At 74.3% G+C, this 22,937-nt stretch carries 19 protein-coding genes; 11 read left to right on the forward strand and 8 right to left on the reverse strand.

Going from position 1 to position 22,937, the window contains the following annotated elements; all coding sequences use genetic code 11:
• Positions 1 to 695: 695 nt before the first annotated feature.
• The gene (locus IEY96_RS11365; RefSeq protein WP_373293564.1) at positions 696 to 2,396 is read right to left on the reverse strand and encodes a beta-N-acetylhexosaminidase; all 1,701 of its coding nucleotides are present in this window, start codon (positions 2,394 to 2,396) and stop codon (positions 696 to 698) included.
• 391 nt (positions 2,397 to 2,787) lie between these two features.
• Between IEY96_RS11365 and ppdK the strand changes: the two genes are divergently transcribed.
• The 4 genes from ppdK (at position 2,788) to IEY96_RS11385 (ending at position 8,132) form a co-directional block, all read left to right on the forward strand.
• The gene (ppdK, locus tag IEY96_RS11370; protein WP_189194798.1) at positions 2,788 to 5,496 is read left to right on the forward strand and encodes a pyruvate, phosphate dikinase; all 2,709 of its coding nucleotides are present in this window, start codon (positions 2,788 to 2,790) and stop codon (positions 5,494 to 5,496) included.
• Between the two features lie 125 nt (positions 5,497 to 5,621).
• Positions 5,622 to 5,972 (forward strand): VOC family protein, encoded by a 351-nt coding sequence (locus IEY96_RS11375; RefSeq protein ID WP_091269257.1) that lies wholly within the window; start codon positions 5,622 to 5,624, stop codon positions 5,970 to 5,972.
• A gap of 3 nt (positions 5,973 to 5,975) precedes the next feature.
• On the forward strand, positions 5,976 to 7,220 hold the full coding sequence (locus IEY96_RS11380) for a deoxyguanosinetriphosphate triphosphohydrolase (RefSeq protein ID WP_229791538.1): 1,245 nt from the start codon (positions 5,976 to 5,978) through the stop codon (positions 7,218 to 7,220).
• A 72-nt stretch (positions 7,221 to 7,292) separates the two neighbouring features.
• Complete coding sequence (locus tag IEY96_RS11385) at positions 7,293 to 8,132, forward strand: siderophore-interacting protein (RefSeq protein WP_189194799.1); 840 nt, start codon at positions 7,293 to 7,295, stop codon at positions 8,130 to 8,132.
• Between the two features lie 20 nt (positions 8,133 to 8,152).
• Here the strand turns inward: IEY96_RS11385 and IEY96_RS11390 are convergent, their stop codons facing one another.
• On the reverse strand, positions 8,153 to 8,830 hold the full coding sequence (locus IEY96_RS11390; RefSeq protein WP_189194800.1) for a hypothetical protein: 678 nt from the start codon (positions 8,828 to 8,830) through the stop codon (positions 8,153 to 8,155).
• Positions 8,831 to 8,912: 82 nt separating this feature from the next.
• Here IEY96_RS11390 and IEY96_RS11395 point away from each other — a divergent pair, with 82 nt between their 5' ends.
• From IEY96_RS11395 to IEY96_RS11415, 5 genes are all read left to right on the forward strand, one after another.
• Complete coding sequence (locus IEY96_RS11395) at positions 8,913 to 9,887, forward strand: ABC transporter ATP-binding protein (protein WP_189194801.1); 975 nt, start codon at positions 8,913 to 8,915, stop codon at positions 9,885 to 9,887.
• Positions 9,884 to 10,735: an ABC transporter permease gene (locus IEY96_RS11400; RefSeq protein WP_189194802.1), complete on the forward strand. Its 852-nt coding sequence runs from the start codon at positions 9,884 to 9,886 to the stop codon at positions 10,733 to 10,735. Before IEY96_RS11395 ends, IEY96_RS11400 begins: the two co-directional genes overlap by 4 nt.
• Before the next feature lie 10 nt (positions 10,736 to 10,745).
• Positions 10,746 to 10,997, forward strand: coding sequence for a helix-turn-helix transcriptional regulator (locus IEY96_RS11405; protein WP_189194803.1), 252 nt, complete (start codon positions 10,746 to 10,748; stop codon positions 10,995 to 10,997).
• A 69-nt stretch (positions 10,998 to 11,066) separates the two neighbouring features.
• Complete coding sequence (gene dnaG, locus IEY96_RS11410) at positions 11,067 to 12,959, forward strand: DNA primase (RefSeq protein WP_189194804.1); 1,893 nt, start codon at positions 11,067 to 11,069, stop codon at positions 12,957 to 12,959.
• Positions 12,959 to 13,495 carry a hypothetical protein gene (locus IEY96_RS11415; RefSeq protein ID WP_091319361.1) on the forward strand — a complete coding sequence of 179 codons (537 nt, stop codon included), beginning with the start codon at positions 12,959 to 12,961 and terminating at the stop codon, positions 13,493 to 13,495. Before dnaG ends, IEY96_RS11415 begins: the two co-directional genes overlap by 1 nt.
• 4 nt (positions 13,496 to 13,499) lie before the next feature.
• Here IEY96_RS11415 and IEY96_RS11420 read toward each other — a convergent pair whose 3' ends face one another.
• From IEY96_RS11420 to IEY96_RS11440, 5 genes are all read right to left on the reverse strand, one after another.
• A complete protein-coding gene (locus IEY96_RS11420) occupies positions 13,500 to 14,468 on the reverse strand; it encodes a TAXI family TRAP transporter solute-binding subunit (protein ID WP_189194805.1) in 969 nt (322 codons plus the stop codon).
• Entirely contained in the window at positions 14,465 to 14,857 is a 393-nt protein-coding gene (locus IEY96_RS11425; protein WP_091319365.1) for a roadblock/LC7 domain-containing protein, read from the reverse strand. The genes IEY96_RS11420 and IEY96_RS11425 overlap by 4 nt, the downstream gene beginning before the upstream one ends.
• The gene (locus IEY96_RS11430) at positions 14,854 to 17,322 is read right to left on the reverse strand and encodes a sensor histidine kinase (RefSeq protein WP_189194806.1); all 2,469 of its coding nucleotides are present in this window, start codon (positions 17,320 to 17,322) and stop codon (positions 14,854 to 14,856) included. The genes IEY96_RS11425 and IEY96_RS11430 overlap by 4 nt, the downstream gene beginning before the upstream one ends.
• A 65-nt stretch (positions 17,323 to 17,387) precedes the next feature.
• Positions 17,388 to 18,407 carry a TAXI family TRAP transporter solute-binding subunit gene (locus IEY96_RS11435; protein WP_189194807.1) on the reverse strand — a complete coding sequence of 340 codons (1,020 nt, stop codon included), beginning with the start codon at positions 18,405 to 18,407 and terminating at the stop codon, positions 17,388 to 17,390.
• Positions 18,404 to 20,554, reverse strand: a complete 2,151-nt coding sequence (locus tag IEY96_RS11440) for a TRAP transporter permease (protein ID WP_189194808.1) — start codon at positions 20,552 to 20,554, stop codon at positions 18,404 to 18,406. The genes IEY96_RS11435 and IEY96_RS11440 overlap by 4 nt, the downstream gene beginning before the upstream one ends.
• A gap of 406 nt (positions 20,555 to 20,960) precedes the next feature.
• Here IEY96_RS11440 and IEY96_RS11445 point away from each other — a divergent pair, with 406 nt between their 5' ends.
• Both IEY96_RS11445 and IEY96_RS11450 read left to right on the forward strand, forming a co-directional pair.
• On the forward strand, positions 20,961 to 21,893 hold the full coding sequence (locus IEY96_RS11445) for an ABC transporter ATP-binding protein (protein ID WP_189194809.1): 933 nt from the start codon (positions 20,961 to 20,963) through the stop codon (positions 21,891 to 21,893).
• A 57-nt stretch (positions 21,894 to 21,950) separates the two neighbouring features.
• On the forward strand, positions 21,951 to 22,484 hold the full coding sequence (locus IEY96_RS11450) for a hypothetical protein (protein ID WP_189194810.1): 534 nt from the start codon (positions 21,951 to 21,953) through the stop codon (positions 22,482 to 22,484).
• A 79-nt stretch (positions 22,485 to 22,563) separates the two neighbouring features.
• Here the strand turns inward: IEY96_RS11450 and IEY96_RS11455 are convergent, their stop codons facing one another.
• Positions 22,564 to 22,809 (reverse strand): flavin reductase, encoded by a 246-nt coding sequence (locus tag IEY96_RS11455; protein ID WP_189194811.1) that lies wholly within the window; start codon positions 22,807 to 22,809, stop codon positions 22,564 to 22,566.
• Between the last annotated feature and the right edge of the window lie 128 nt (positions 22,810 to 22,937).

The raw sequence follows: 22,937 nt of genomic DNA on the forward strand, positions 1-22,937 counted from the left end.
CCGGTGGTGCGTGGTCCGGGGGATGTTAACGACCGGCGGGGGCCGGTCATTCCGACCGGCAGCCCCTGGGGGCGGGTACTGCGCGGTCTGCCATGTACAACGACCCCGACCCCCGCCATGATTCCGCCCCGGCGGTGGCCCCGACCACCCGTCATCCCGGTCGAAACGGGACACCAGCGAGTCAACCCGCCCACCGCGAACCGGACATCAACCCCAGGCCACGCAGCCGGGCGTCCCGGCTGCACACCCTCGCCTCGGCGGCCTAGCCCCCGCACGGAGCGGGCCGCGACTTTCGGCGTTGATCAAGAGGTTTGCGTCGTACATGGGGCGGTTTCAGACGCAAACTTCTTGGTCAACTCGGGTGGGCGTGTGGGCGTGTGGGCGCGTGGGCGTGGGGCTGGGTCAGGGATGGGGTCGGCCGTGGCGGCGAGAGGGCGGCCGGTACCTGGCACCGCGACGGTCTTCCGCGATCTTGGACAGTTTCCGTTCGCTGCGAACGGAAACTGTCCAAGATCCGCGCGAGTCGCGTTGCAGGCGCACAGCCGACGAGGCGGTGAAGGCCAACCCTGAGCGGTCAGCGAGGTTCGAACCGGACATCCACTCAGCTCGTCCCGGGGGTTCGGACGGTGAGTGGAACGCCATGGGTGTCTCGTGGGGCCTGAGACACCCATGGCGTTCCACTGGAGCGCCGGCGATCAGTGGGTGTCGGCGGTGGTGTCGCGGGTGCGTTGGGTGGGAACGGTGGGCGTCGTGGGCCAGGGGACGTCGGGGGAGGGGTGGAAGGTGATGCCGGCAGCCGTCCAGCGCGGGCCGTGGCCCGCGAGCCGCTGGCGGAACCCGGCCCAGTCGTGCGTCGACCGGGGCGACCAGGCCAGTTCGGCGACGGCGGGCAGGCGGGGGAAGAGCATGAACTCCACCTCGGCCAGGGTGGCGACCGACTCGGTCCAGAGCGGCGCCTCCACACCCAGCACCGCCTCGGCCGGTACGCCGGTGAGGTGGGTGCCCGGATCCCAGTCGTACGCGCGGTGCACGTCGATGAGGCCGGCCCAGTCGTGCCCGATCGGGGTGTCGGCGGCGTACTTCATGTCCAGGTAGACCCGGTTGCCGGGGGAGAGGATGAGGCGGGCGCCCCGGCGTACCGCCTCGGCGGTCTCCGGGTCGTCGCCGTTGGTGCCCCACCACTGGAGCACCCGCCCGTCGACGTGCCCGGCGGGGGCGAGCTGGTGCCAGCCAACCACGGTCTTCCCGGTCGCGGCGACCAGTGCCTGGGCCCGCTCGACGAAGGCGCGGTAGGTGTCCGCCGGCACCTTGAACGCCTCGTCGCCGCCGAGGTGCAGCCAGGGGCCGGGGGTCAGGGCGGCCACCTCGCCGACCACGTCGGCGACGAAGGCGTACGTGCGCTCGTCGGCGGGGTCGACGTAGCTGAAGCCGACCTCGGTGCCGGTGTACGGCGGCGGCGGGACCTTGCCGGGTGCCAGCTCCGGGTAGGCGACCAGGGCCGCGTTGGTGTGCCCCGGCAGGTCGATCTCCGGCACCACGGTGACGTGGCGGCGGGCGGCGTACGCGACGATGCGCCGGTAGTCGGCCTGCGTGTAGCAGCCGCCGGGGCCGCCGCCCACCTCGGTGGCGCCGCCGACCTCGGCGAGGCGGGGCCAGGAGTCGACGGCGATCCGCCAGCCCTGGTCGTCGGTGAGGTGCAGGTGCAGGTGGTTGAGCTTGTACCGGGCCAGGTGGTCGACCACCCGGAGCACGTCCTCGACCGGGAAGAAGTGGCGGGCCACGTCGAGCATGGCGCCCCGGTAGGGGAAGCGCGGCCGGTCGACGATGGTGCCGCCGGGCACCGCCCAGCGCTCGGCCGCCGGGGTGGCGCCGTCGATGGCGGCGGGGAGGAGCTGCCGCAACGTCTGCGCGCCGTGGAACAGCCCGGCCGGGGTGGCGGCCGTGATCCGCACCCCGGACCCGGTCACGTCGAGCCGGTAGCCCTCGTCACCCCACCCGTCGACCGAGCCCCCGTCACCGGCGCCGACCGGAGCCGCCGCGTCGACCGGAGCCGCCGCGCCGACCGGGCCTGCCGCGTCGACCGGAGCCGCCGCGCCGACCGCATCTGCCGCGCCGGCGAGGGGCGCCTCCGACAGGGTCAGCACGAGCGGGCCGTCGGCTTCAGGCGCGTCGGTGACCGGCAGTGGGAACCCGGTGGCGGGGCGCAGCCACTCGGCGAGCTGCTCGGAGACGTCCCGGCCCGCCGGGCTCACCCGGATGACGGCGTCCGCGGTCAGCGTGAAGTCGGCCGCCGGGTCGGGGAGCACCCGCTCCGGGGCGGGCACCACGTCGCCGAGCCGGACCGGTGCGGGCGGGGCGAGCAGGTCGCCGGCCCGGCGGGCGGCGGTGCGGGCCAGCTCGGCGGCGTCCGGCTGCTGGCCGGGGAGGCGGTCGAGCGGCTCGCGGCCGCTCTCGGTGGGGGCGGCGGGGTTGGTCGGCACGGCGACGGCTCCGGGGTGTATTTGCGCGGGATATGGCAAAGGTCAGGTTCAGCAAAACCAGTGCCGTCAAGAGTACGAGGGGATCGGAATTGCGTGATCGTGCGCGTGGAAGCGTTCCCAAAAACCGGTACGGACGCGGATAGTGGTGACCGTTGTGCCGATTGTCACCGAACGGTCCCAGGCCACTCGAAGTTCGCTTAACCTTCGCCCACCGATCGCTGACGAGCCGGGATTACCGGTGGTCGCTCCCGGGGTATGTCCGAACTGAACCTTCGTTAAGTGTCAATGGCGCGCGTGGGAGGCTCTGGTGGCAGCGCAAGAGACGGTCGAGCACAAGTACGTCTACGACTTCGCCGAGGGCAACAAGGACCTCAAGGACCTGCTCGGCGGCAAGGGGGCCAACCTGGCCGAGATGACCAATCTCGGCCTGCCGGTCCCGCCCGGCTTCACGATCACCACCGAGGCCTGCAAGGCGTACCTGACGACCGGCCGGGAGCCGGACGGGCTGGCCGCCCAGATCGAGGCGCACCTGGAGTCCCTGGAGCGGGAGATGGGCCGCAAGCTCGGCGACCCGCAGGACCCGCTGCTGGTGTCCGTCCGCTCCGGCGCCAAGTTCTCCATGCCCGGCATGATGGAGACCGTCCTCAACGTCGGCCTCAACGACCGCAGCGTCGTCGGGCTCAGCGCGCAGGCGGGTGGGAACGACCGGTTCGCCTGGGACTCCTACCGGCGGCTGATCCAGATGTTCGGCAAGACCGTCTGCGAGGTGCCGGGCGAGGAGTTCGAGCACGCGCTGGACGAGGCCAAGCGCGCCAAGGGTACGCAGAACGACCTCGACCTGGACGCCGACGACCTGCGCGGGCTGGTCGACGCGTACAAGAAGATCTTCGCGAAGCACACCGGGCGCGAGTTCCCGCAGGAGCCGCGCGAGCAGCTCGACCTGGCCATTCGCGCGGTCTTCGAGTCGTGGAACGCCGAGCGCGCGGTGGTCTACCGCCGGCAGGAGCGGATCCCGGCCGACCTGGGCACCGCGGTCAACGTGGTGGCCATGGTCTTCGGCAACCTCGGCTCCGACTCCGGCACCGGCGTGGCCTTCACCCGCGACCCGGGCAGCGGCGCGCAGGGCATCTACGGCGACTACCTGGCCAACGCCCAGGGCGAGGACGTGGTGGCCGGCATCCGCAACACCGTGCCGTTGCAGGAGCTGGAGCGGATCGACAAGAAGTCCTACGACGAGCTGCTCGACTACATGGCGCGGCTGGAGGAGCACTACAAGGACCTCTGCGACATCGAGTTCACCATCGAGCGCGGCAAGCTCTGGATGCTCCAGACCCGGGTCGGCAAGCGCACCGCCGCCGCCGCGTTCGTCATCGCCGGACAGCTGGTCGACGAGGGCCTGATCGACCTGGACGAGGCGCTGCACCGGGTCAACGGCGCGCAGCTCGCCCAGCTCATGTTCCCGCGCTTCCAGCTGGACCACGAGTTCCAGCCGGTGGCCAAGGGCATCGGCGCCTCGCCGGGCGCCGCCTCCGGCAAGGTGGTGTTCACCTCCGCCCGCGCGGTCGAGCTGGCCGCCGAGGGGGAGTCGGTGATCCTGGTCCGCCGGGAGACCAACCCCGACGACCTCAACGGCATGATCGCCGCCAAGGGCATCCTCACCTCGCGCGGCGGCAAGACCAGCCACGCCGCGGTGGTGGCCCGGGGCATGGGCAAGACCTGTGTCTCCGGCGCGGACGAGCTGGACGTCAACGTGCCGGCGAAGAAGTTCATCGTGGCCGGGCAGACCGTGAACGAGGGCGACATCGTCTCGATCGACGGCACCACCGGCAAGGTGTACCTCGGCGAGGTACCCGTCATGCCGTCCGAGGTGGTGCAGTACTTCGAGGGCGAGCTGGACCCGGAGCGGATCAACGACGCGCTGGTGAAGGCCGTACACCGGATCATGACGCACGCCGACGCCCAGCGGCGGCTGCGGGTCCGGACGAACGCCGACACGGGCGCCGACGCGGCCCGGGCGCGGCGGTTCGGGGCCGAGGGCATCGGCCTGTGCCGCACCGAGCACATGTTCCTCGGCGACCGCCGGGAACTGGTCGAGCGGCTGATCCTCGCGGCCACCGACCAGGAGCGGGAGACGGCGCTCGCGGCCCTGCTGCCGCTCCAGCGGGAGGACTTCATCGAGATCTTCCGCGAGATGGACGGCCTGCCGGTCACCGTGCGGCTGATCGACCCGCCGCTGCACGAGTTCCTGCCCCCGCTGGAGCAGCTCGCGGTCAACGTGGCGGTCGCCCAGGAGCGCGGCGAGGACGTGGCCAAGGAGGAGGCGCTGCTCGCCGCCGTGCGGCGGATGCACGAGGAGAACCCGATGCTGGGCCTGCGCGGCGTCCGGCTCGGTCTGGTCATCCCGGGCCTGTTCGCCATGCAGGTCCGCGCGATCGCCGAGGCCGCCGTCGCGGTCGTCCAGGCCGGCGGCACGGCCTGCCCGGAGATCATGGTCCCGCTGGTCGGCGCGGTCCAGGAGCTGGAGACGGTACGCGCCGAGGCCGAGAAGATCATCGCCGAGGTGGTCGGGAACAGCGGCGTCGAGGTGCTGATCGGCACCATGATCGAGGTGCCCCGGGCGGCGCTGACCGCCGGGCAGATCGCCGAGGCGGCGCAGTTCTTCTCCTTCGGCACCAACGACCTCACCCAGATGGGCTGGGGCTTCTCCCGGGACGACGTCGAGGGCGCGTTCTTCTGGCGCTACCTGGAGCTGGGCATCTTCGGCATCTCGCCGTTCGAGTCGATCGACCGGGAGGGCGTCGGCCGGCTGGTCCGGATCGCCGCCGAGGAGGGCCGGGCGGCCCGGCCGGGGCTGAAGCTCGGCGTCTGCGGCGAGCACGGCGGCGACCCGGACTCGGTGCACTTCTTCCACGAGGTGGGTCTCGACTACGTGTCCTGCTCGCCGTTCCGGGTGCCGGTCGCCCGGCTGGAGGCCGGCCGCGCGGCCATCACCACCACCGGCTCCGACTCCCGCTGACCGCGTGACGTATCCGGGGCCGCCGGCGCTCAGGTCGGTGGCCCCGCTCGCGTCCAGGCGCGCCATTCCGGCCCGCCGGGCGTAACCTGGGCTCCCGCGTACTGTCGATCAGGAAGGGTGGCCGCATGACCAGCGTCTGGGAGAACCTGACGGTCGACGCCCAGGACCCGTCCCGGCTCGCCCACTGGTGGGCGGAGGCGCTCGGCTACCAGGTGATCAGCGACAAGCCGGACGAGGTGGAGATCCGCCGCACGCCCGACACGCTGCCCGGCATCGTCTTCGTCCCGGTCAGCGGCCCCAAGGAGGGCAAGAACCGGCTGCACATCGACCTGCGCCCGGCCGACCTGGAGGCGGAGGTGGAGCGCCTGGTCGACATGGGCGCCCGGCACGTCGACATCGGGCAGGGCGAGGTGGACTGGACCGTCCTGTCCGACCCGGAGGGCAACGAGTTCTGCGTCCTGCGCCAGCGGGGATGACGGTTGACCGCCGGTTCCGGCCCTGACGACGCCGCGCGCCTGGTCACCGAGGCGCCCAAGGACACCGGGTACGGGCGGTCGCCGTACGAGCGGGACCGGGCCCGGGTGCTGCACTCGGCGGCGTTCCGGCGGCTCGCCGCGAAGACCCAGGTGCACACCGCCGGCACCAACGACTTCCTGCGTACCCGGCTGACCCACTCGCTGGAGGTGGCGCAGATCGCCCGGGAGATGGGCGCGCGCCTGGGCTGCGACCCGGACGTCGTGGACACCGCCGGGCTGGCGCACGACCTCGGCCACCCGCCCTTCGGGCACAACGGCGAGGAGGCCCTGGACGCGCTCGCCGCCGACTGCGGCGGCTTCGAGGGCAACGCGCAGACGCTGCGGGTGCTCACCCGGATGGAGGCCAAGGTGCTCGCCCCGGACGGCCGCTCCGCCGGGCTGAACCTGACCCGGGCCTCGCTCGACGCGGTGGGGAAGTACCCGTGGGAGCGGCGGCCCGGCCGGCGCAAGTTCGGGGTGTACGCCGACGACCGCCCGGTCTTCGCCTGGCTGCGCGAGGGCGCCCCGCCCGGGGACCGGCGCTGCCTGGAGGCGCAGGTGATGGACTGGGCCGACGACGTGGCGTACTCGGTGCACGACGTCGAGGACGGCATCCACGGCGGCTACGTCAGCCTGCGCCCGCTGCTCGTGGACGCCGACGAGCGGCGGGCGCTCTGCGCCGACGTGGCGGCCGCGTACTCCGGGGAGGCCCCCGAGGACCTGGGTGAGGTGCTTGCCGAACTGCTCGCCGAGCCGGTGCTCGCCCCGCTCGCCGCGTACGACGGCAGCCACCGGGCCCTCGCGGCGCTGAAGACCACCACCAGCGTGCTCACCGGCCGCTTCGTGTCGACCGTGGTGGCCGCCACCCAGGAGCGCCACGGCCCCGGCCCGCACCGGCGGTACGCGGCCGACCTCGTGGTGCCCCGCCGGATCCGGGCCCAGTGCGCGCTGCTCAAGGGCATCGCCCTGCGCTACGTCATGCGCCGCCCCGGCGCCGGCCACCGGTACGCGCAGCAGCAGGAGATCCTCGCCGACCTGGTCGCCGCCCTGCTCGACCGGGCACCGGAGGCGCTCGACCCGGTCTTCGCGCCGCTGTGGCGGGCCGCCCCGGACGACGCCGCCCGGCTGCGCGTGGTGGTCGACCAGGTGGCCTCGCTCACCGACCCGGCCGCCCTGGCCTGGCACGGCCGCCTGGTCGCGGGCCGCTGACCCGCCCGCTCGCCGGTCCGCAGTCGGACAGCCCGGTGGGGGAGGCCAGCGACTTAGGCTAGCCTAAGAAGCATGACGGAGCAGCGCCCCAAGAAGCTCACCGCCGCCACGGTCGTCCGGACCGAGCGGCCCACCCCGCACCTGATCCGCCTCGTGCTCGGCGGTGCGGAGCTGACCGGCCTGCCGGTGGGCGCCTACACCGACCACTACGTGAAGTTCGTCTTCCCGCCGGCCGGGGTGCGCTACCCGCACCCGACCGACCTGGCCACCATCAAGCGCGAGTTCCCGGCGGCGCAGTGGCCGCGGCTGCGGGCGTACACGGTGCGGGCCTGGGACGCGGCGGCCGGCGAGCTGACCGTGGACGTGGTGCACCACGGCGACGAGGGGCTGGCCGGGCCGTGGGCGGCCGGGTTGCGCCCCGGCGACCGGGTGCTGTTCACCGGCCCCGGCGGCGCGTACGCCCCGGACCCGACGGCCGACTGGCACCTGCTGGCCGGGGACGAGAGCGCGCTGCCGGCGATCGCCGCCGCGCTGGAGCGGCTGCCCGCCGGCGCGCCCGCCAAGGTCTACGTCGAGGTGGCCGGCCCCGCCGACGAGCTGCCGCTGGCCAGCGCGGGCGCGGTCGAGCTGCGCTGGCTGCACCGCGCCGGCCGCCCGGCGGGCGAGCCGCTGGTCGAGGCGCTCCGGGCCATGGAGTTCCCGGCCGGCCGGGTGCACGCCTTCGTGCACGGCGAGGCCACCGCGGTCAAGGAGTTGCGCCGGCTGCTGCGGGTCGAGCGCGGGGTGCCCCGGGGCGACCTGTCCATCTCCGGCTACTGGCGGCGCGGCATGGACGACGAGGGCTGGCGTTCCACCAAGGCGGCCTGGAACGCGCAGGTCGAGGCCGAGGAGTCGGCGGTCGTCGCCGCCTGAACCGGTCCCCTGCCCGCTGATCAGGACCTGGTCGGCGCCGCTGCCGGCGGCCCGGCCGTGGACGGCGGCGTGAGGGCGCGGCCGGTGAGGACCGTGCCCACCCGGGCGGCGGAGGCCGCGATCCGGCGGCGGATCACCCGCAGGTGCAGCGCGATCACGGCCGGCACGAGCAGCGCCGCGGCGGTCGCCGCGAGCCAGGGCGGGGCGACCGCCAGGACGCCCAGCGCGGCGGCCAGGCCGACCAACGCGCTGTTCATCAGGGCGATCATGCCGGCCTGGCTGACCAGGTCCCGGAACCAGTGCCGGCGGAACGGCTCGGGCGCGAACGGCCCCGGGTCGTCCAGCGTCGGCATGACCAGGTAGGGCGCCAGTTCGGGCGCGCGGCGGGCCAGGTACGTGCGCAGCACGGTGGCGGCGACGGCGTACCGGCGGCCCCGGTCGTTCAGCTCGACCTGCCGGGCGAAGACCGAGACGCCGAGCAGCAGCACCAGCAGGCCCAGCCCGGCCATCACGGCGGGGGCCACCCGGCCGCCCGGCGGGCCGGTGCTGATCAGCCCCGCCGACACGGCGGTCGCCGCGGACGCCACCGCCAGGAAGAACGTGAACCGGGCGGCGGACTGGTCGTGCACGGCGCGGCTCAGCTCGCGCAGGTGCTCGTACTCGGCGAGCGCGACGGTCAGGTCGGTGTCCTCGGTCATCGGTCCCACCGTATCCAAGATCCGCAATGGCCGGCGACGCGGGTGTACCTCGGCTTGTAGTAGAGGTGCTACATTTCGCGGTATGACTGCGGTCGAACTGCCGGGGGCCGTCGCGTCTCCCCATCCCCCCGACGAGGATCTGGTCCTCGACGTACGCGACCTGCGCATGCGGTACGGCACCGTCGACGTGCTGCACGGGGTCGACCTCACCGCGCGGCGCGGCGAGGTGCTCGCCCTGCTCGGCCCCAACGGCGCCGGCAAGACCACCACCATCGAGATCCTGGAGGGCTTCCGGCTGCGCTCGGCCGGGTCGGTCCGGGTGCTCGGCGTCGACCCGGGCCGGGGCGACGAGCGCTGGCGCGCCCGGATCGGCGTGGTGCTCCAGTCCTGGCGCGACCACGGCAAGTGGCGGGTCCGGGACCTGCTGGCCCACCTCGGCGACTTCTACGCGCCGTACGCCACCGACCGGATCCCCCGGCCCTGGCCGACCGACGACCTGCTGGACACGGTGGGCCTCACCCCGCACGCCGGCAAGCGGGTGCACCAGCTCTCCGGCGGCCAGCGCCGCCGGCTCGACGTGGCCGTCGGCATCGTGGGCCGCCCGGAGCTGCTCTTCCTGGACGAGCCGACGGTCGGCTTCGACCCGGCCGCCCGGCGGGAGTTCCACGAGCTGGTGCACCGCCTCGCCGACCTGGACGAGACCACCATCCTGCTCACCACGCACGACCTGGACGAGGCCGAGAAGCTGGCCGACCGGATCCTCATCCTGGCCGGTGGCCGGATCATCGCCGACGGGTCGCCCGACGAGCTGTCCCGCCGGGTCGCCGGCGACGCGGAGATCCGCTGGACCCGGGACGGCGAGCGCTTCGTGCACGCCACGGCCGACGCCACGGGCTTCCTGCGCGACCTGCTCCGCGAGCACGGCGACCGGGTGCAGGAGCTGGAGGTCCGCCGGGCCAGCCTGGAGGACGCCTACATCACGCTGGTCCACGAGGAGGAGTCCGGGCTGCGGGCCGGCCGTGCCGCCCGGGTCTGGCAGCAGGGGAGCGAACGATGAACCCGACCGCGACGGCCGTCCGGGCCGGTGTCCGGCGCGGCGTGATCGAGCTGCGCAACACCTTCACGAACGCGCAGGACCTCTGGAACTACTTCTTCCCGACGGCGGTCCTGCTGGTCGCCATGTTCTTCATGCGCGGCTCCACGGTGCCCGGCACCGACTTCTCCCTCGGCGCCCGGGCGCTGCCCAGCACGATCGGCATGGGCCTGATCTTCGGCGGGCTGCTCGGCCTGTCCCAGCAGCTCATCGTCGACCGGGAGGACGGCACCCTGCTGCGCGCCAAGGCGACGCCGAAGGGGATGCTCGGCTACCTGATCGGCAAGATCGTGCTGATCTCGGCGGTGTCGCTCATCGGGGTGGTGCTCCAGCTCACGCCGGGGCTGTTCTTCCTGGACGGGATCCGGCTCGGCGACGCCGGCGCCTGGCTCACCCTGGCCTGGGTGGTGCCGCTCGGGCTGGTGGCGACGCTCCCGCTGGGCGCCGTGATCGGCTCGCTGATCGAGAACCCCCGGAACATGGGCCTGGTGGTCCTGCCGATCTTCGGCCTCATCGCGCTCTCCGGCATCTTCTATCCGATCAACGGCCTGCCCGGCTGGCTCCAGGGCGTCGCCCAGGTCTTCCCGGTCTACTGGCTAGGGTTGGGCATGCGCTCGGCGCTGCTCCCCGCCGACCTGGCGGCGGTCGAGCTGGGCGGCTCCTGGCGCCACCTGGAGACCCTCGGCGTGCTCGGCGCGTGGGCGGTGCTCGGGTTGGTGCTGGCCCCGGTGGTGCTGCGGCGGATGGCCCGGCGCGAGTCCGGCTCGCGGGTGGCGGCCCGGCGGGAACGGGCCATGCAGCGGGTCGGATGAGAGGGCGCCGATGAGCGAGACCGTGCACAACCGGATCGCCGTGCTGCGCGCCGAACGGGGGATCTCCCGGCGGCAGCTCGCCGACGCGCTGGGCGTGCACTACCAGACGGTCGGCTACCTGGAGCGGGGCGAGTTCCGGCCCAGCCTGCACCTGGCGCTGCGGATCGCCGCGTACTTCGAGGTGCCGGTCGAGGTGGTCTTCTCCATCGAGCCGTTCCCGCGGATCGGGGACGCCGCCACCGGGGCCGGTCGCTCGGCCTGACCGGGGGCGGGCGGTGTCCGCCACACGCCCGTCCCCCCGACCGCCGGATCGTCGGTCCGGCAGGGCAGGATGTACGCCGAGGAGGTGGCGGAGATGGCGGGGCGGATCCGGGACGAGGACATCGCGCTGGTCCGCGAGCGCACCTCCATCGCCGAGGTCATCTCCGACACGGTGACGCTCAAGTCGGCCGGCGGCGGCAACCTCAAGGGGCTCTGCCCGTTCCACGACGAGAAGAGCCCCTCGTTCAACGTCTCGCCGGCCCGCAACGTCTGGTACTGCTTCGGCTGCGGGGCGGGCGGCGACGCGATCAAGTTCCTGATGGACGCCGAGCACCTGAGCTTCGTCGAGTCCGTCGAGCGGCTCGCCGCCCGCGCCGGCATTCAGCTGCGCTACGTCGAGGACGACCGCTCGGCCCCGCGCCCCCGCCCGCAGCAGGGCCAGCGGCAGCGCCTGGTGGCCGCGCACGCCGCGGCGGTCGACTTCTACCGTGCCCAGCTCAGCACGGCCGGCGCCCGGCGGGCCCGGGAGTTCCTCGCCGAGCGGGGCTTCGACCGGGCCGCCGCCGAGCGCTACGGCTGCGGCTTCGCCCCCGACGCCTGGGACCTGCTCACCAAGCACCTGCGCCAGCAGGGCTTCACCCACGACGAGCTGGTCACCGCGGGGCTGTCCCGCCCGTCCCGCTCGGGCAGCCTGATCGACCGGTTCCGGCGCCGCCTGCTCTGGCCGATCCGCGACCTCACCGGCGACGTGATCGGCTTCGGCGCCCGCAAGCTCTTCGACGACGACGACGGCCCGAAATACCTCAACACCCCCGAGACGCCGATCTACAAGAAGTCGCACGTCCTCTACGGCATCGACCAGGCCAAGCGGGAGATCGCCAAGCAGGGCAAGGTGGTGGTGGTCGAGGGCTACACCGACGTGATGGCCTGCCACCTGGCCGGCGTGCCCACCGCCGTGGCGACCTGCGGCACCGCGTTCGGCGCCGATCACATCGGGGTGCTGCGCCGGCTGCTCATGGACACCGACGCGGTGGCCGGCGAGATCATCTTCACCTTCGACGGCGACGCCGCCGGCCAGAAGGCCGCCCTGCGCGCCTTCGAGGACGACCAGCGCTTCGTCGGGCGTACCTTCATCGCGGTCAGCCCCGACAACATGGACCCGTGCGAGCTGCGCCTGGCCAAGGGCGACCTGGCGGTCCGCGACCTGGTCGCCCGCCGCGAGCCGCTTGTCGACTTCGCGCTCCGCCACATGATCAACCGGTACGACCTGGACACCGTCGACGGCCGGGTCGAGGCGATGCGCCGGGCCGCCCCGCTCGTCGCCAAGATCAAGGATCGGGAGAAGCGCCCCGAGTACGTCCGCAAGCTCGCCGGCGACCTCGGCATGGAGATCGAGCCGGTGCAGCGCGCGGTGCTGGCCGCGGCCAACGGGCAGCCCGCCGGCGGGTCCACCGCGCCGGCCCGGCCCGCTCCCGCCACGCCCAGCGTGGACAGTCCACGCTCGATGGTCGAGCGCGAGGCGCTGAAGCTCGCCCTCCAGGAGCCGGTGCTCGCCGGCCCGATGTTCGACGCGGTGGAGGCGGCCGAATACCGGCACCCGGTGCACGCCGCGGTCCGCGCGGCCATCGCCGCGGCCGGCGGGGCGGCGACCGCCGCCGGCGGCGCGGTCTGGATCGAGCAGGTCCGCGACGCCTGCGACGACCTCGCCGGCCAGGCGCTCGTCGGCGAGCTGGCCGTGGAGCCGCTGCGCATCGACGGCGAGCCCGACCCCCGGTACGTCTCGGTCACCATGGCCCGCCTCCAGTGGGGCTCGGTGACCGGGCGGATCAAGGACCTCAAGTCGAAGATCCAGCGGATCAACCCGGTGAGCAACAAGGACGAGTACTTCGCCCTCTTCGGGGAACTGCTCTCGCTGGAGCAGCACGCGCGGGCGTTGCGCGAGCAGGCCGCCGGAGGGCTCTGATGGGATTGTTCAGCCGCAAGCCGAAGCTGCCGCCGGCCGACCGGCCGCCGTTGCGCGCCGACGAGCGGGTGCTCGCCTGGGCCGCCGTCGGCAACGGCGAGGGCGACGGCGTGGTGGTGGCCAGCAACCTGGGGCTCTGGCTGCCCGGCCGGGGAGAGCGGATCGGCTGGCACGACGTCCTCAAGGCGGTCTGGTCCGGCCGCGAGCTGACCGTCACCCCCGCCGACCGGGTCGCCGAACGGGACGGCTACCTGGTGGTCGCCGACTGCCCGGCCGAGACCTACCTGCTGCTCGACCCGGGGGAGCTGCCGCACCAGGTGCGGGCCCGGGTCACCCGCTCGGTCGCGTACACGGCGCACCACCCGGTGCCCGGCGGCGCCGGGCGGATCGTCGCCCGCCGGGTGCCCGGCGCGGACGGTCTGACCTGGACGGTGCGGTACGACCCGGGCACGCCCACCGACGACGAGGCGGTGACCGCCGAGACGGACCGGCTCGTCGCCGCCGCCCGGGCCGCCACCGCCCCCGCGGACCTCTGAGCCGTCAGCCGTTGCGGTAGTAGCGCACGGCGCCCGGGTGCAGCGGGATCGGCTCGGTGACGGCGGCGCTCTCCCGGGTGAAGTTCGCCGCCTCCGGGTGCACCCTGATCAGCTCGCCCTGCCAGGTGAAGAGCACCCGGGTCAGGTCGTACGCGAGCTGGTCCGGCATGTCCGCCGCCACCAGGATCACGTTCGCCACCGTGATGGTCGGGGTGGGCACCGGGGTGCCGTAGACCTCCTTGGGCAGCGTGGCCGTCGTGTAGACCGAGCCGTAGCGGGCGGCCAGCGGCTCGACCAGTTCGGTGAGCGGGAGCAGCCGGAACGCCCCGGGCGCGCTGGAGAGCAGGTCCTTGATGCCCGGGGTGGGCAGGCCACCGGAGAAGAACATCCCGTCCAGGCTGCCCGCCCGCATCCGCTGCACGGTCTCCGGCAGCGACAGGTTGAGCCGCTGGATGTCCCGGTCCGGGTCGATCCCGCCGGCGGTCAGCAGCCGCCCGGCGATGATGTCCGTGCCGGACCGGGGCGAGCCGGTGGAGATCCGCTTGCCGCGCAGGTCGGCGAAGCTGTCGATCTTCCCGCCGGCCCGGACGATCACGTGCGTGTAGTTGCTGTAGACCCGGGCCAGTGCCCGTACCGGCTGCGGCTGGCCGTCGAACGCGCCCCGGCCGCTGACCGCGTCGGCGGCCGTGTCGGCCAGGCTGAAGGCGATCTCCATGTCGCCGCCGGCCAGCCGGGTGATGTTCTCCACCGAGGCGCCGGTCGGCTCGGCCCGCGCCTCGTAGCCGGGCAGGTGCCGGCTGATCAGGTCGGCGTAGCCGCCGCCGAGCTGGTAGTAGACGCCGGTGGTGTTGCCGGTGGCCAGGAAGATCCGCCCGTCGTGCCAGGCGCGCGGCCCGGTGTCGGCCCCGCCGCAGCCGGCCAGCAGGGCGGCCAGCAGGAGCGCGGCGACCAGCCGCAGCGGGCGGGGGGTCACCGGCGGGCCGCCGGTTCCAGCGCCTCCGCCACCCGCTGCACCAGCGTCGCCGTCTCGTAGCCGATCTGGCCCAGGTCGCAGCCCGGCGCGGCGAGCACACCGAGCAGTGCCCGCTCGCCGACCGCCATCACCAGCATCACCCCGCCGTCCATGTCGACGATCTGCTGGCGTACCCGGCCGGCGGACATCAGCCGGGCCGCGCCCACGGTCAGGCTGGCCAGACCGCTGATCACGGCGGCGAGCTGGTCGACCTGGTCGGGCGCGAGGTCGGGGGACGCGGCGAGCCGCAGGCCGTCCTCGGACACCGCGAGGGCGTGCGACACGTCCGGCACCTGCTCGGCGAAGTTCGCCAGCAGCCAGTCGAGTCCGGCGGTCACGGGTGGGGTCATGGATTTCTCCCGGTGGGTGTGGTGTTCGGGGCACGGCGCATCGCGCTGGCGACCCCCTCGGCGAGGGCGGACAGGCGGGCGCGTACCACCTCGGGGTCGAGCAGGTCGTCCGCGGGCCGCGGTGGCGGGGCGGTGGTGGGCAGCGGTGCGGGAAGCTGCCCTCCCCGGGTCCGGCGCGGCAGCCCGGTGCCGGTGGTCGGCGGTGGCGCCGGCGGGGCGCTGGCCGGCCGGATCCGGGCGGTGCTCGGCGCCAGCAGGGCGGCGCCCGGCGGGCGTACCGCGGCGACGCCCCGGACGGCGACGGCGGGCGACGGTCCGCCGGCCACCGGCCCGACGGGCGCGCGATCGTCGGCCTCGGCCGCCGTACCGGGCGGCGGCCGGAGCCCCAGGGCGGCCGGCTCGGGGGCGGTGGTGACCAGGTCCCGGGCGCCGGTGGCCGGCCGCCGTGACGCCGGGCCGGTGGCCTTGGGCCGGAACCAGGGGGCGCCGCGGCGGGCCGGCGGGCGGGCGTCGGCGGCCGGCCGCCGGGTCACCGACTCGACCCGGGTCAGCACCGCCTCGGGCACCTCCACCTGGGCGACCGTGCCGCTGGCGGTGTGGTGCAGCTGCACCCGGATGCCGTGCCGGGCGGCCAGGTGCGCCACCACGTGGAGGCCCATGCTGCCGGCCGCGGCGCTGGACAGCGTGGCCGGCGCGGCGAGCCGCTCGTTGATGGTGGCCAGCCGGGTCTCGCTGATGCCGATGCCCTGGTCGTGCACCCGCAGGGTGAGCCCGTCCACGGTGCGCCGCCCGTCGACCAGCACCCGGGCGTCCGGTGGGGAGTAGACGGTGGCGTTCTCCAGCAGCTCGGCCAGCAGGTGCACCAGGTTGCCGGCCGCCGCGCCGTGCACGGCGGCGGTCGGCACGTCGATCTCCACCCGCGGGTAGTCCTCGATCTCGGAGGCGGCCGCCCGGACCACGTCGTCGAGGAGCAGCGCGCCCTCGTGTCCCCGGCCGGGCTCGCCACCGGCGAGGACCAGCAGGTTCTCCCCGTTGCGGCGCAGCCGGGCGGCGAGGTGGTCCAGGGCGAAGAGCCGGGCCAGCGCGTCCGGGTCGGTCTCCTCGCGTTCGAACTCGTCGAGCAGGCGGAGCTGGCGGGTGATCAGCGTACGGATGCGCCGGGCCAGCGCCTCGGCCATCCGGGTCACGTCCAGCCGCAGCTCGGCCTGCTCGCCGGCGAGCCGCAGCGCGGCCTTGTTGACCGTGTCGAACGCCTCGGCCACCTGGGCCACCTCGTCCCGGTCCCGGCGGATCCCGTCGGTCAGCCGGGTGGCCGTGTCGGTGACCGGCGTGCCCTCGCCCGCGGCGATGGCGGTGATCCGCTCCGGCAGCTCCCGGTTCGCCATGGTGAGGGCCGCGACCCGCAGCCGGCGCAGCCGCCGGCTGGTCCGGACCGCCAGCAGCACGGCGGTGAGCAGCGAGCCGAGCGCCACGGTGCTGGTCGCGCCGGCGGTGAGCAGGGCCCGCTGCCGGGCGATCCGGGCCAGCGCGGCCGCGTCCCGGTCCAGCCCGTCGGAGAGTTCCCGGCCGAGCAGGTTGTAGCGGCGGATGGCGCCGCTCTGCGCCACGTACCAGGCGTCGCCGTCGGTCTTCAGCGACTCCGGCGCGCCGTCGGTGTCCAGCACGGCGTCGCGTATCCGCCGCGACGTCTCGACGTCGGTGCCGTCCACCAGGCGGTACCAGGCGGAGTTGGCCGGGCCGGCGGCGATCCGGAGGAACTCGGCCTGGCGCTGCTCCCGGGCGCCCCGGAGCCGGCCCAGCCCGGCGAGCTCGCCCCGGACCAGCGCGCCCCGGACGAACACCCCGCGCAGCAGGTCGCGTTCCAGCGCCGAGAGGTGTTCCTGGGCGGTGACCGCGGCCACCTCCCGCGCCTCGTTGGCCAGGTCGGCGTCGCGCAGCTGGGCGGGCAGCGCGTCGGCGACGGCGAGCAGCGACTCGACAAGCGTCCCGTACGCCGGGTCGCCGCCGTCCCCGCCGAGCGCCAGGTCGCGGGTCGGCGCGAGCTGGCCGAGCCGGCCGTCCGCGTCGTTGAGCACCGGGGTCAGGTCCGGGGCGGCCCGCCGGGCGTCGCCGCTCGCGGCGCGGTAGCGGGCGACCGCCGCGTCCACCCGGCGCCGCTGCGCGTCGACCAGCGGCCGGCCGGCGGTGCCGCCGCGCTGGCGCAGCGCCGCCGTCTCACCCAGTTCCCGTTCCAGCTCGTGCACCAGCCGCACGGTGGCGGTGGCGGTGCCGGCGAGCACGCGGGCCCGGTCGGCGTCGGCGGAGGCGTCGAGCGCGGCGTCGGTCTGGGCGGCGCCGAGCACCACCAGGCCGACCGTGGCCACCAGGATGGGCGCGAGCAGTTGCACCCGCACCGAGCGGAGGTGCCCGGTGCGGTCCGCGGGCCGGTGGTGCCGGCGTACGCGGGCGGGGTGGGGCAGCGGCACGGGGGTCTCCCGGTCGATGTCGGTGGGCCGGGCCCGGACGCTCGATCCGGGCCCGGCTAGTCGGGTCAGCTCGCGCCGAGGTCCTTGAGCGCCCGGTCCGCCCCGCGGTGCAGCCCCACCGGGTCGGTCTTGCGGGCGTTGGCCAGGTCGATGCCCTTGGCGGCCGGGTTGGCCTGGGCGAGCGTGTCCTTCTTCTCGAAGACCGTCTTCGTGATCACGCAGGCCACGTCGGCGTCGAGGTTGTCCCGGACCAGCAGCACGTTCGGCACCACGATGGTGGGCACGTCGGCGCCGGTCCGGTAGATGTCCCTGCCGATGGTGCCGGCCTGGTACGCCGGGTTCAGCTCGGTCATCTTCGGCAGCAGCGGGCTGATGTCGATGAACTTCACCTTGTCGCCGGCCGTGGTGAACAGGTCGGTCACCCCGCCGGTGGGCACGCCGCCGGACCAGAAAAAGCCGTCGATGCTGCCGTCCTTCATCCCGTCGACGGTCTTGGTCAGGTCGAGCCGCTGCGCCTGGATGTCCTTGGCCGGGTCCAGCCCGGCGGCGGTGAGCAGTCGGTTGGCGATGACCTCGGTGCCGGACTTGGGCGAGCCGGTGGAGATCTTCTTGCCCTTCATGCCGGCGACCGAGGTGATCCCCGAGTCGGCCCGGACGACCACCTGGGTGTAGTTGTCGTAGATCCGGGCCAGCGCCTTGACCGGCTGCGGGGAGCTGAAGCTGCCCTTGCCCTGCACGGCGTTGACCGCCGTGTCGAAGAGGGAGAACGCCACGTCGTACTGGCCGGCCACGAGCTGCTCGACGTTCTGCACCGAGGCGCCGGTCTCGGCGGCGGTGCCGGTGAGCTTGCCTCCGGTGGTCGCGGAGAGCTGGCCGGCCAGCGCGTTGCCGACCACGTAGTAGACCCCGGTGGCGTTGCCGGTGGCGATGCCGACCCGGGTGTCCTTGGTGACCTTGCAGGTGATCTCGCGGGCGGCGTCGTCCTTCGCCGCGCCGTCCTGACGGCCCCCGCATCCGGCGGCGCCGGCCGCGACCAGGGCCAGTGCCCCGACGCCCGCGGCGATCCGCACCTCGATCCGTCTCACGCTTTCTCCTCCCGGTGGTCCACCAATTCAGGGACCGACGGGCCGCCGGCGCGGCCGGCGGATCCACGTCGGACGAGCACGCCCGCGACGGCCAGCGCGGCGAGCACCGCGCCGACCGCGACGGGCAGGGGTTCCAGCCAGAGCAGCACCAGCCCGGCGACCGCGCCGAGGATCCGCTCCGGCGGGCCGGGCGGCCCGACGCCGGGCAGCCAGCCGCCGGCCGCCACGGCCAGCACGGTGACGCCGAGCGCGGAGACCACGGCGGCCACCGCGATCCGGCCCACCCCGCCGATGCCGAGCAGGCCGAGGCCGGTCGGCGTGATCACGAAGGCGATCGGGATGAGGTACGCGGGCAGCGCGTACCGCAGGGTCTGCCACATGGTCGGCACCAGCCGGCCGCCGGTGACCGCGGCGGCGGCCACGGCGGCGAGCGCGGTCGGCGGGGAGACCTCGGACAGCACCGCGAAGTAGAAGACGAACATCGCCGCGGCGGGGGCGGCGACGCCGAGGTGCAGCAGCGCCGGGCCGATGATCACCCAGCCGATCACGAAGGACGCGGTCACCGGCACGGCCAGCCCGAGCAGGGTGAGCGCGACCGCGGCGAGCAGCGCGGTGAGGGCCAGCACCACGGCCGGCTCCGAGCTGACCGCCTGCGCCCCGCTGACCAGCAGCGCGGCGGCCTGCGGGCCGAGGCCCGTCTTGGTGGTGGTGGCCGTGATGATGCCGGCCGCGGCGCAGACCGCGCTCACCGCGAGCACCCCGCGTACGCCGCCGCTGAGCGCCTGGACCAGCCGGGCGGGGGTGAGCCGGTGCCGGCGGTCCAGGAAGGAGAGCGCGGCGGCCAGCACGGTGGCGATCACCACGGCCCGGGTCGCCGAGGCGCCGGTCGCGAGCACCACGATGATCACGATGAGCGAGAGGAAGTGGTAGCCGAAGCGGAGCAGCAGCCGCCCGGCCGAGCCGGTGTCGATGACCACCGGGCGGACCCCGGAGCGGCGGGCGTCGATCTCGACGGAGAGCAGGATGCCCAGGTAGTAGAGGACCGTCGGCACGGTCGCCCAGCCGAGCACCTGGAGGTACGACACGCCCAGGTACTCGGCGATGATGAAGGCCGCGGCGCCCAGCGTGGGCGGGGAGAGGATCGCGCCGACGCCCGCGGCGGCCAGCATGCCGCCGGCCCGCTCCGCCGGGTAGCCGGCGCGGCGCAGGATCGGCCAGGTCACCGCCCCGATGCTGACCGTGGTGGCCGCGCCCGAGCCGGAGACCGTGCCGAGCAGGAAGCCGGAGGCGACGGCGGTCCGCCCGGCGGCGGTGCGGGAGCGGCGGAACGCGGCGGCGGAGAGCTCGACGAAGAACCGGCCCGCCCCGGAGAGGTCCAGCACCGCGCCGTAGATGGTGAACAGCACGATGTACGAGGCGGCCACGTCCAGCGGGGTGCCGTAGAAGCCGCTGTCGGAGTTGTAGAAGGCGTCGACCAGTTGCGCGAAGTCGAGCCCCGCGTGGGCCACCGGCCAGGACTGCGGCAGCAGCCCGCCGTAGTAGCCGTAGGCAAGGAAGAGCAGGCAGACGGCGGGGAGGATCCAGCCCGTGGTGCGCCGGCACGCCTCCAGCAGCAGGAGCAGCAGCACGGTGCCGAGCGCCACGTCCAGCGGCTCCAGCAGGCCCTGCCGGTCGAGGAACGCGTCGTAGCCGCCACCGCCCGTGCCCAGGGTCACCGGCAGCACAGGGTAGAGGCAGGCCAGCAGGGCGGTGAGGGCGAGCAGCCAGTCGACCGGGCTGGGGCCGCGCCGCTCCGCCGGCCCGTCGTCGGCCGGCCGGTCCGCCGGCCGCCGGCGCAGCCGCACCCCCGACGGGTACGCCAGGAAAACCATCGGCAGCACGCCGGCGAGGAAAATGATGAGGTAGTACTTGCTGCCCTCCGGAAGCGGGAAGAACACCTGCCAAAGGGCGAGCAGGGCGACCGCGACGGTGCCGCCGGTGAACAGCAGTCCGACCGGTCCGGACAGCACCCGTCCCGGTTTCTCGTCCTCGAACCGGGCCGCCAGTTCCCGGGTGTCGTGGTGCGCTTCCACCGGTCCGTCGTCGGCCCACACCGGGTCGGTGGTGGCGCCCGCGTCCAGCGGGAGCGGCACCGCAGCGGTGTCCACGTCGGACGGCGTGGTCCAGGCCGCGGCGGAGCCGGGCGGCGGGGGAGTCGCGTCGGAAGGGCGAACGGGCGGCACGTGGGGGCACGATACGCGAATCGTCTACATCATGGGAACATTGCCCGGCATGATTGCATTGAGTGACCGGAATGAACGGTCAATCACTCACCGCATGCTGATTCTGAGCTGTCTTCACAATTGTTGCGCGAAAAGCGGCAACAATTTTCCGGCAGGCGCCCGTGGCCGGAGGGCATCCGTCCACTATGGCGAGTTAGGTCCGTTCCTCGACCACCGGCGGCCGGTCCTTCGATGACCACCTTCCGTAGCGGGCGTCACCCTCCGTGTCCGTTCGCATGCGCCTCCGCGTTAACCGGTCGAGCCTGTCGGACCGGGCGGTTAGGGTCGGCCGGTGACCAGCACGCAACCACTCATCCAGGCGCGGGGGCTGGTGAAGCGGTTCGGCGACTTCACCGCCGTCGACGGCATCGACGTCGAGGTGCGCCCCGGCGAGGCGTTCGGCTTCCTCGGCCCCAACGGCGCCGGCAAGTCCTCCACCATGCGCATGATCGGCTGCATCTCGCCACCCTCCGGCGGCGAGCTGCGCATCCTCGGCATGGACCCGGTCCGCGACGGCCCGGCGATCCGGGCCCGGCTGGGGGTCTGCCCGCAGCTCGACAGCCTCGACCCGGAGCTCAGCGTCCGGGAGAACCTCACCACCTACGCGCGCTACTTCGGCATCCCGCGCCGGGTGGCCCGCGAGCGGGCCGCCGAGCTGCTCGACTTCGTCCAGCTCACCGAGCGGGCCGAGAGCAAGGTGGAGCCGCTCTCCGGCGGCATGAAGCGGCGGTTGACCATCGCCCGCGCGCTGGTCAACAACCCCGAGATCGTGCTGCTCGACGAGCCGACCACCGGCCTCGATCCGCAGGCCCGGCACCTGGTCTGGGAGCGGCTGTTCCGGCTCAAGCAGCAGGGCGTCACGCTGGTCCTCACCACGCACTACATGGACGAGGCGGAGCAGCTCTGCGACCGGCTCGTGGTGATGGACGGCGGCCGGATCGTCGCCGAGGGCTCGCCCCGGTCGCTGATCGAGCAGCACTCCACCCGCGAGGTGGTCGAGCTGCGCTTCGCCGCCGAGTCCCAGGAGCCGTTCGCCGGCAAGCTCGGCGGGCTGGGGGAGCGGGTCGAGGTGCTGCCGGACCGCGTCCTGCTCTACGTGGCCGACGGCGACGCCGCGGTGGCCGAGGTGACCGCGCGCGGCCTCGTCCCGGCCGGCGTCCTGGTCCGGCGCAGCAGCCTGGAGGACGTCTTCCTCCACCTCACCGGCCGCACCTTGATCGACTAGGGTGGCAGGTCCCGGTCCGCCACCTCGGGCGGCCGGGGGTTGACGGGGGTGTCCGACATGGTGGGTCTGCCGCGGCGTCAGGCCGGGCTCACGGCGCTCTACCTCGGTGTGTTCGCCACCGTCTGGTTCAGCGTCCCGAAGGCCGATCCGCCGCTGCGGTCGCTGCTGGTGGTGGGCAGCGTCGGCGGGCTGCTCGCCGCGGCCGTCGGTGCCGTGCTCGTGGTCCGGGCCGGGCGCCGGCCGGCCGGGGAGCGCGACCGGGCCGCCGACCGCCGCTACGGGCTCATCGTCGCCGCCGAGATCGCCGTCGGCCTGATCGGCGTCCTGCTCCTGGCCGCCGCCGGGCTCGCCGGCTACGTCCCGGTGCTGGTCTGCGCCGTGGTCGGCGTCCACTTCGTGCCGCTGGCCCCGGTGCTGCGCGACCGCCTGCTGGTGCCGCTCGGGGTGGCCGTCACGCTGGTCGCGCTCGCGGGCCTGGTCGTCGACCTCGTCTCGGCGGTCCCGGCCGGCCTGGTCGTCGGCGCCGGCGCGGGCACCCTGCTCCTGGCCTACGCCGTGCTCGCCCTGTTCCGCGCGCATCGGGTCGCCTGACCGGCCGGTCCTCGCGGAGCGCGACCCGCTCCCCGTCCGCCCCACCCCGGCCGGCTGACCGGGCCGCGTTCCACGGGCGTCACCGCGCCCGCGCCCAGTTGACGAACCGGTCGGCCAGCCGCCGCGGCGCGTCCCGCCCGTGCGGGTCGGCGAGGTCCGCCGTCGCCTCGCACAGGAGCGTGCCGAGGTGAACCAGCAGGGCGATCCGGTCCTCGCGGTACTCCCCGAGCAGCGCCAGCCGCGCCGGCGAGCACGGCCACGGAGCCCCGCAGGCCCGGCAGCGCCAGGACGGCCGCGCAGCGACGTGCGGGCGGTAGCGGGGCATCAGCGCACGCCCTCCTCGCCGCCGCGCGGCTTCGGGCCCCGGAACCTGGGTCGCATGGGATGGGCCTCCGTCGTTGGGATGGGGGTGCCCGCGCACCTCGTCGTGCGCGGGCACCCCCGGCCTGGTTC

It is taken from the genome of Micromonospora fulviviridis (assembly GCF_014648395.1).
Classification (GTDB): domain Bacteria; phylum Actinomycetota; class Actinomycetes; order Mycobacteriales; family Micromonosporaceae; genus Micromonospora; species Micromonospora fulviviridis.

What these genes read in the sequence shown, in the direction of transcription:
- IEY96_RS11450 (WP_189194810.1), top strand. Translation starts at nt 21,951, where the DNA reads ATGGTGGGTCTGCCGCGGCGTCAGGCCGGGCTCACGGCGCTCTACCTC.
- IEY96_RS11385 (WP_189194799.1), top strand. Translation starts at nt 7,293, where the DNA reads ATGACGGAGCAGCGCCCCAAGAAGCTCACCGCCGCCACGGTCGTCCGG.
- IEY96_RS11390 (WP_189194800.1), bottom strand. Translation starts at nt 8,830, where the DNA reads ATGACCGAGGACACCGACCTGACCGTCGCGCTCGCCGAGTACGAGCAC.
- IEY96_RS11425 (WP_091319365.1), bottom strand. Translation starts at nt 14,857, where the DNA reads ATGACCCCACCCGTGACCGCCGGACTCGACTGGCTGCTGGCGAACTTC.
- IEY96_RS11405 (WP_189194803.1), top strand. Translation starts at nt 10,746, where the DNA reads ATGAGCGAGACCGTGCACAACCGGATCGCCGTGCTGCGCGCCGAACGG.
- IEY96_RS11375 (WP_091269257.1), top strand. Translation starts at nt 5,622, where the DNA reads ATGACCAGCGTCTGGGAGAACCTGACGGTCGACGCCCAGGACCCGTCC.
- IEY96_RS11455 (WP_189194811.1), bottom strand. Translation starts at nt 22,809, where the DNA reads ATGCCCCGCTACCGCCCGCACGTCGCTGCGCGGCCGTCCTGGCGCTGC.
- dnaG (WP_189194804.1), top strand. Translation starts at nt 11,067, where the DNA reads ATGTACGCCGAGGAGGTGGCGGAGATGGCGGGGCGGATCCGGGACGAG.
- IEY96_RS11400 (WP_189194802.1), top strand. Translation starts at nt 9,884, where the DNA reads ATGAACCCGACCGCGACGGCCGTCCGGGCCGGTGTCCGGCGCGGCGTG.
- IEY96_RS11395 (WP_189194801.1), top strand. Translation starts at nt 8,913, where the DNA reads ATGACTGCGGTCGAACTGCCGGGGGCCGTCGCGTCTCCCCATCCCCCC.
- IEY96_RS11415 (WP_091319361.1), top strand. Translation starts at nt 12,959, where the DNA reads ATGGGATTGTTCAGCCGCAAGCCGAAGCTGCCGCCGGCCGACCGGCCG.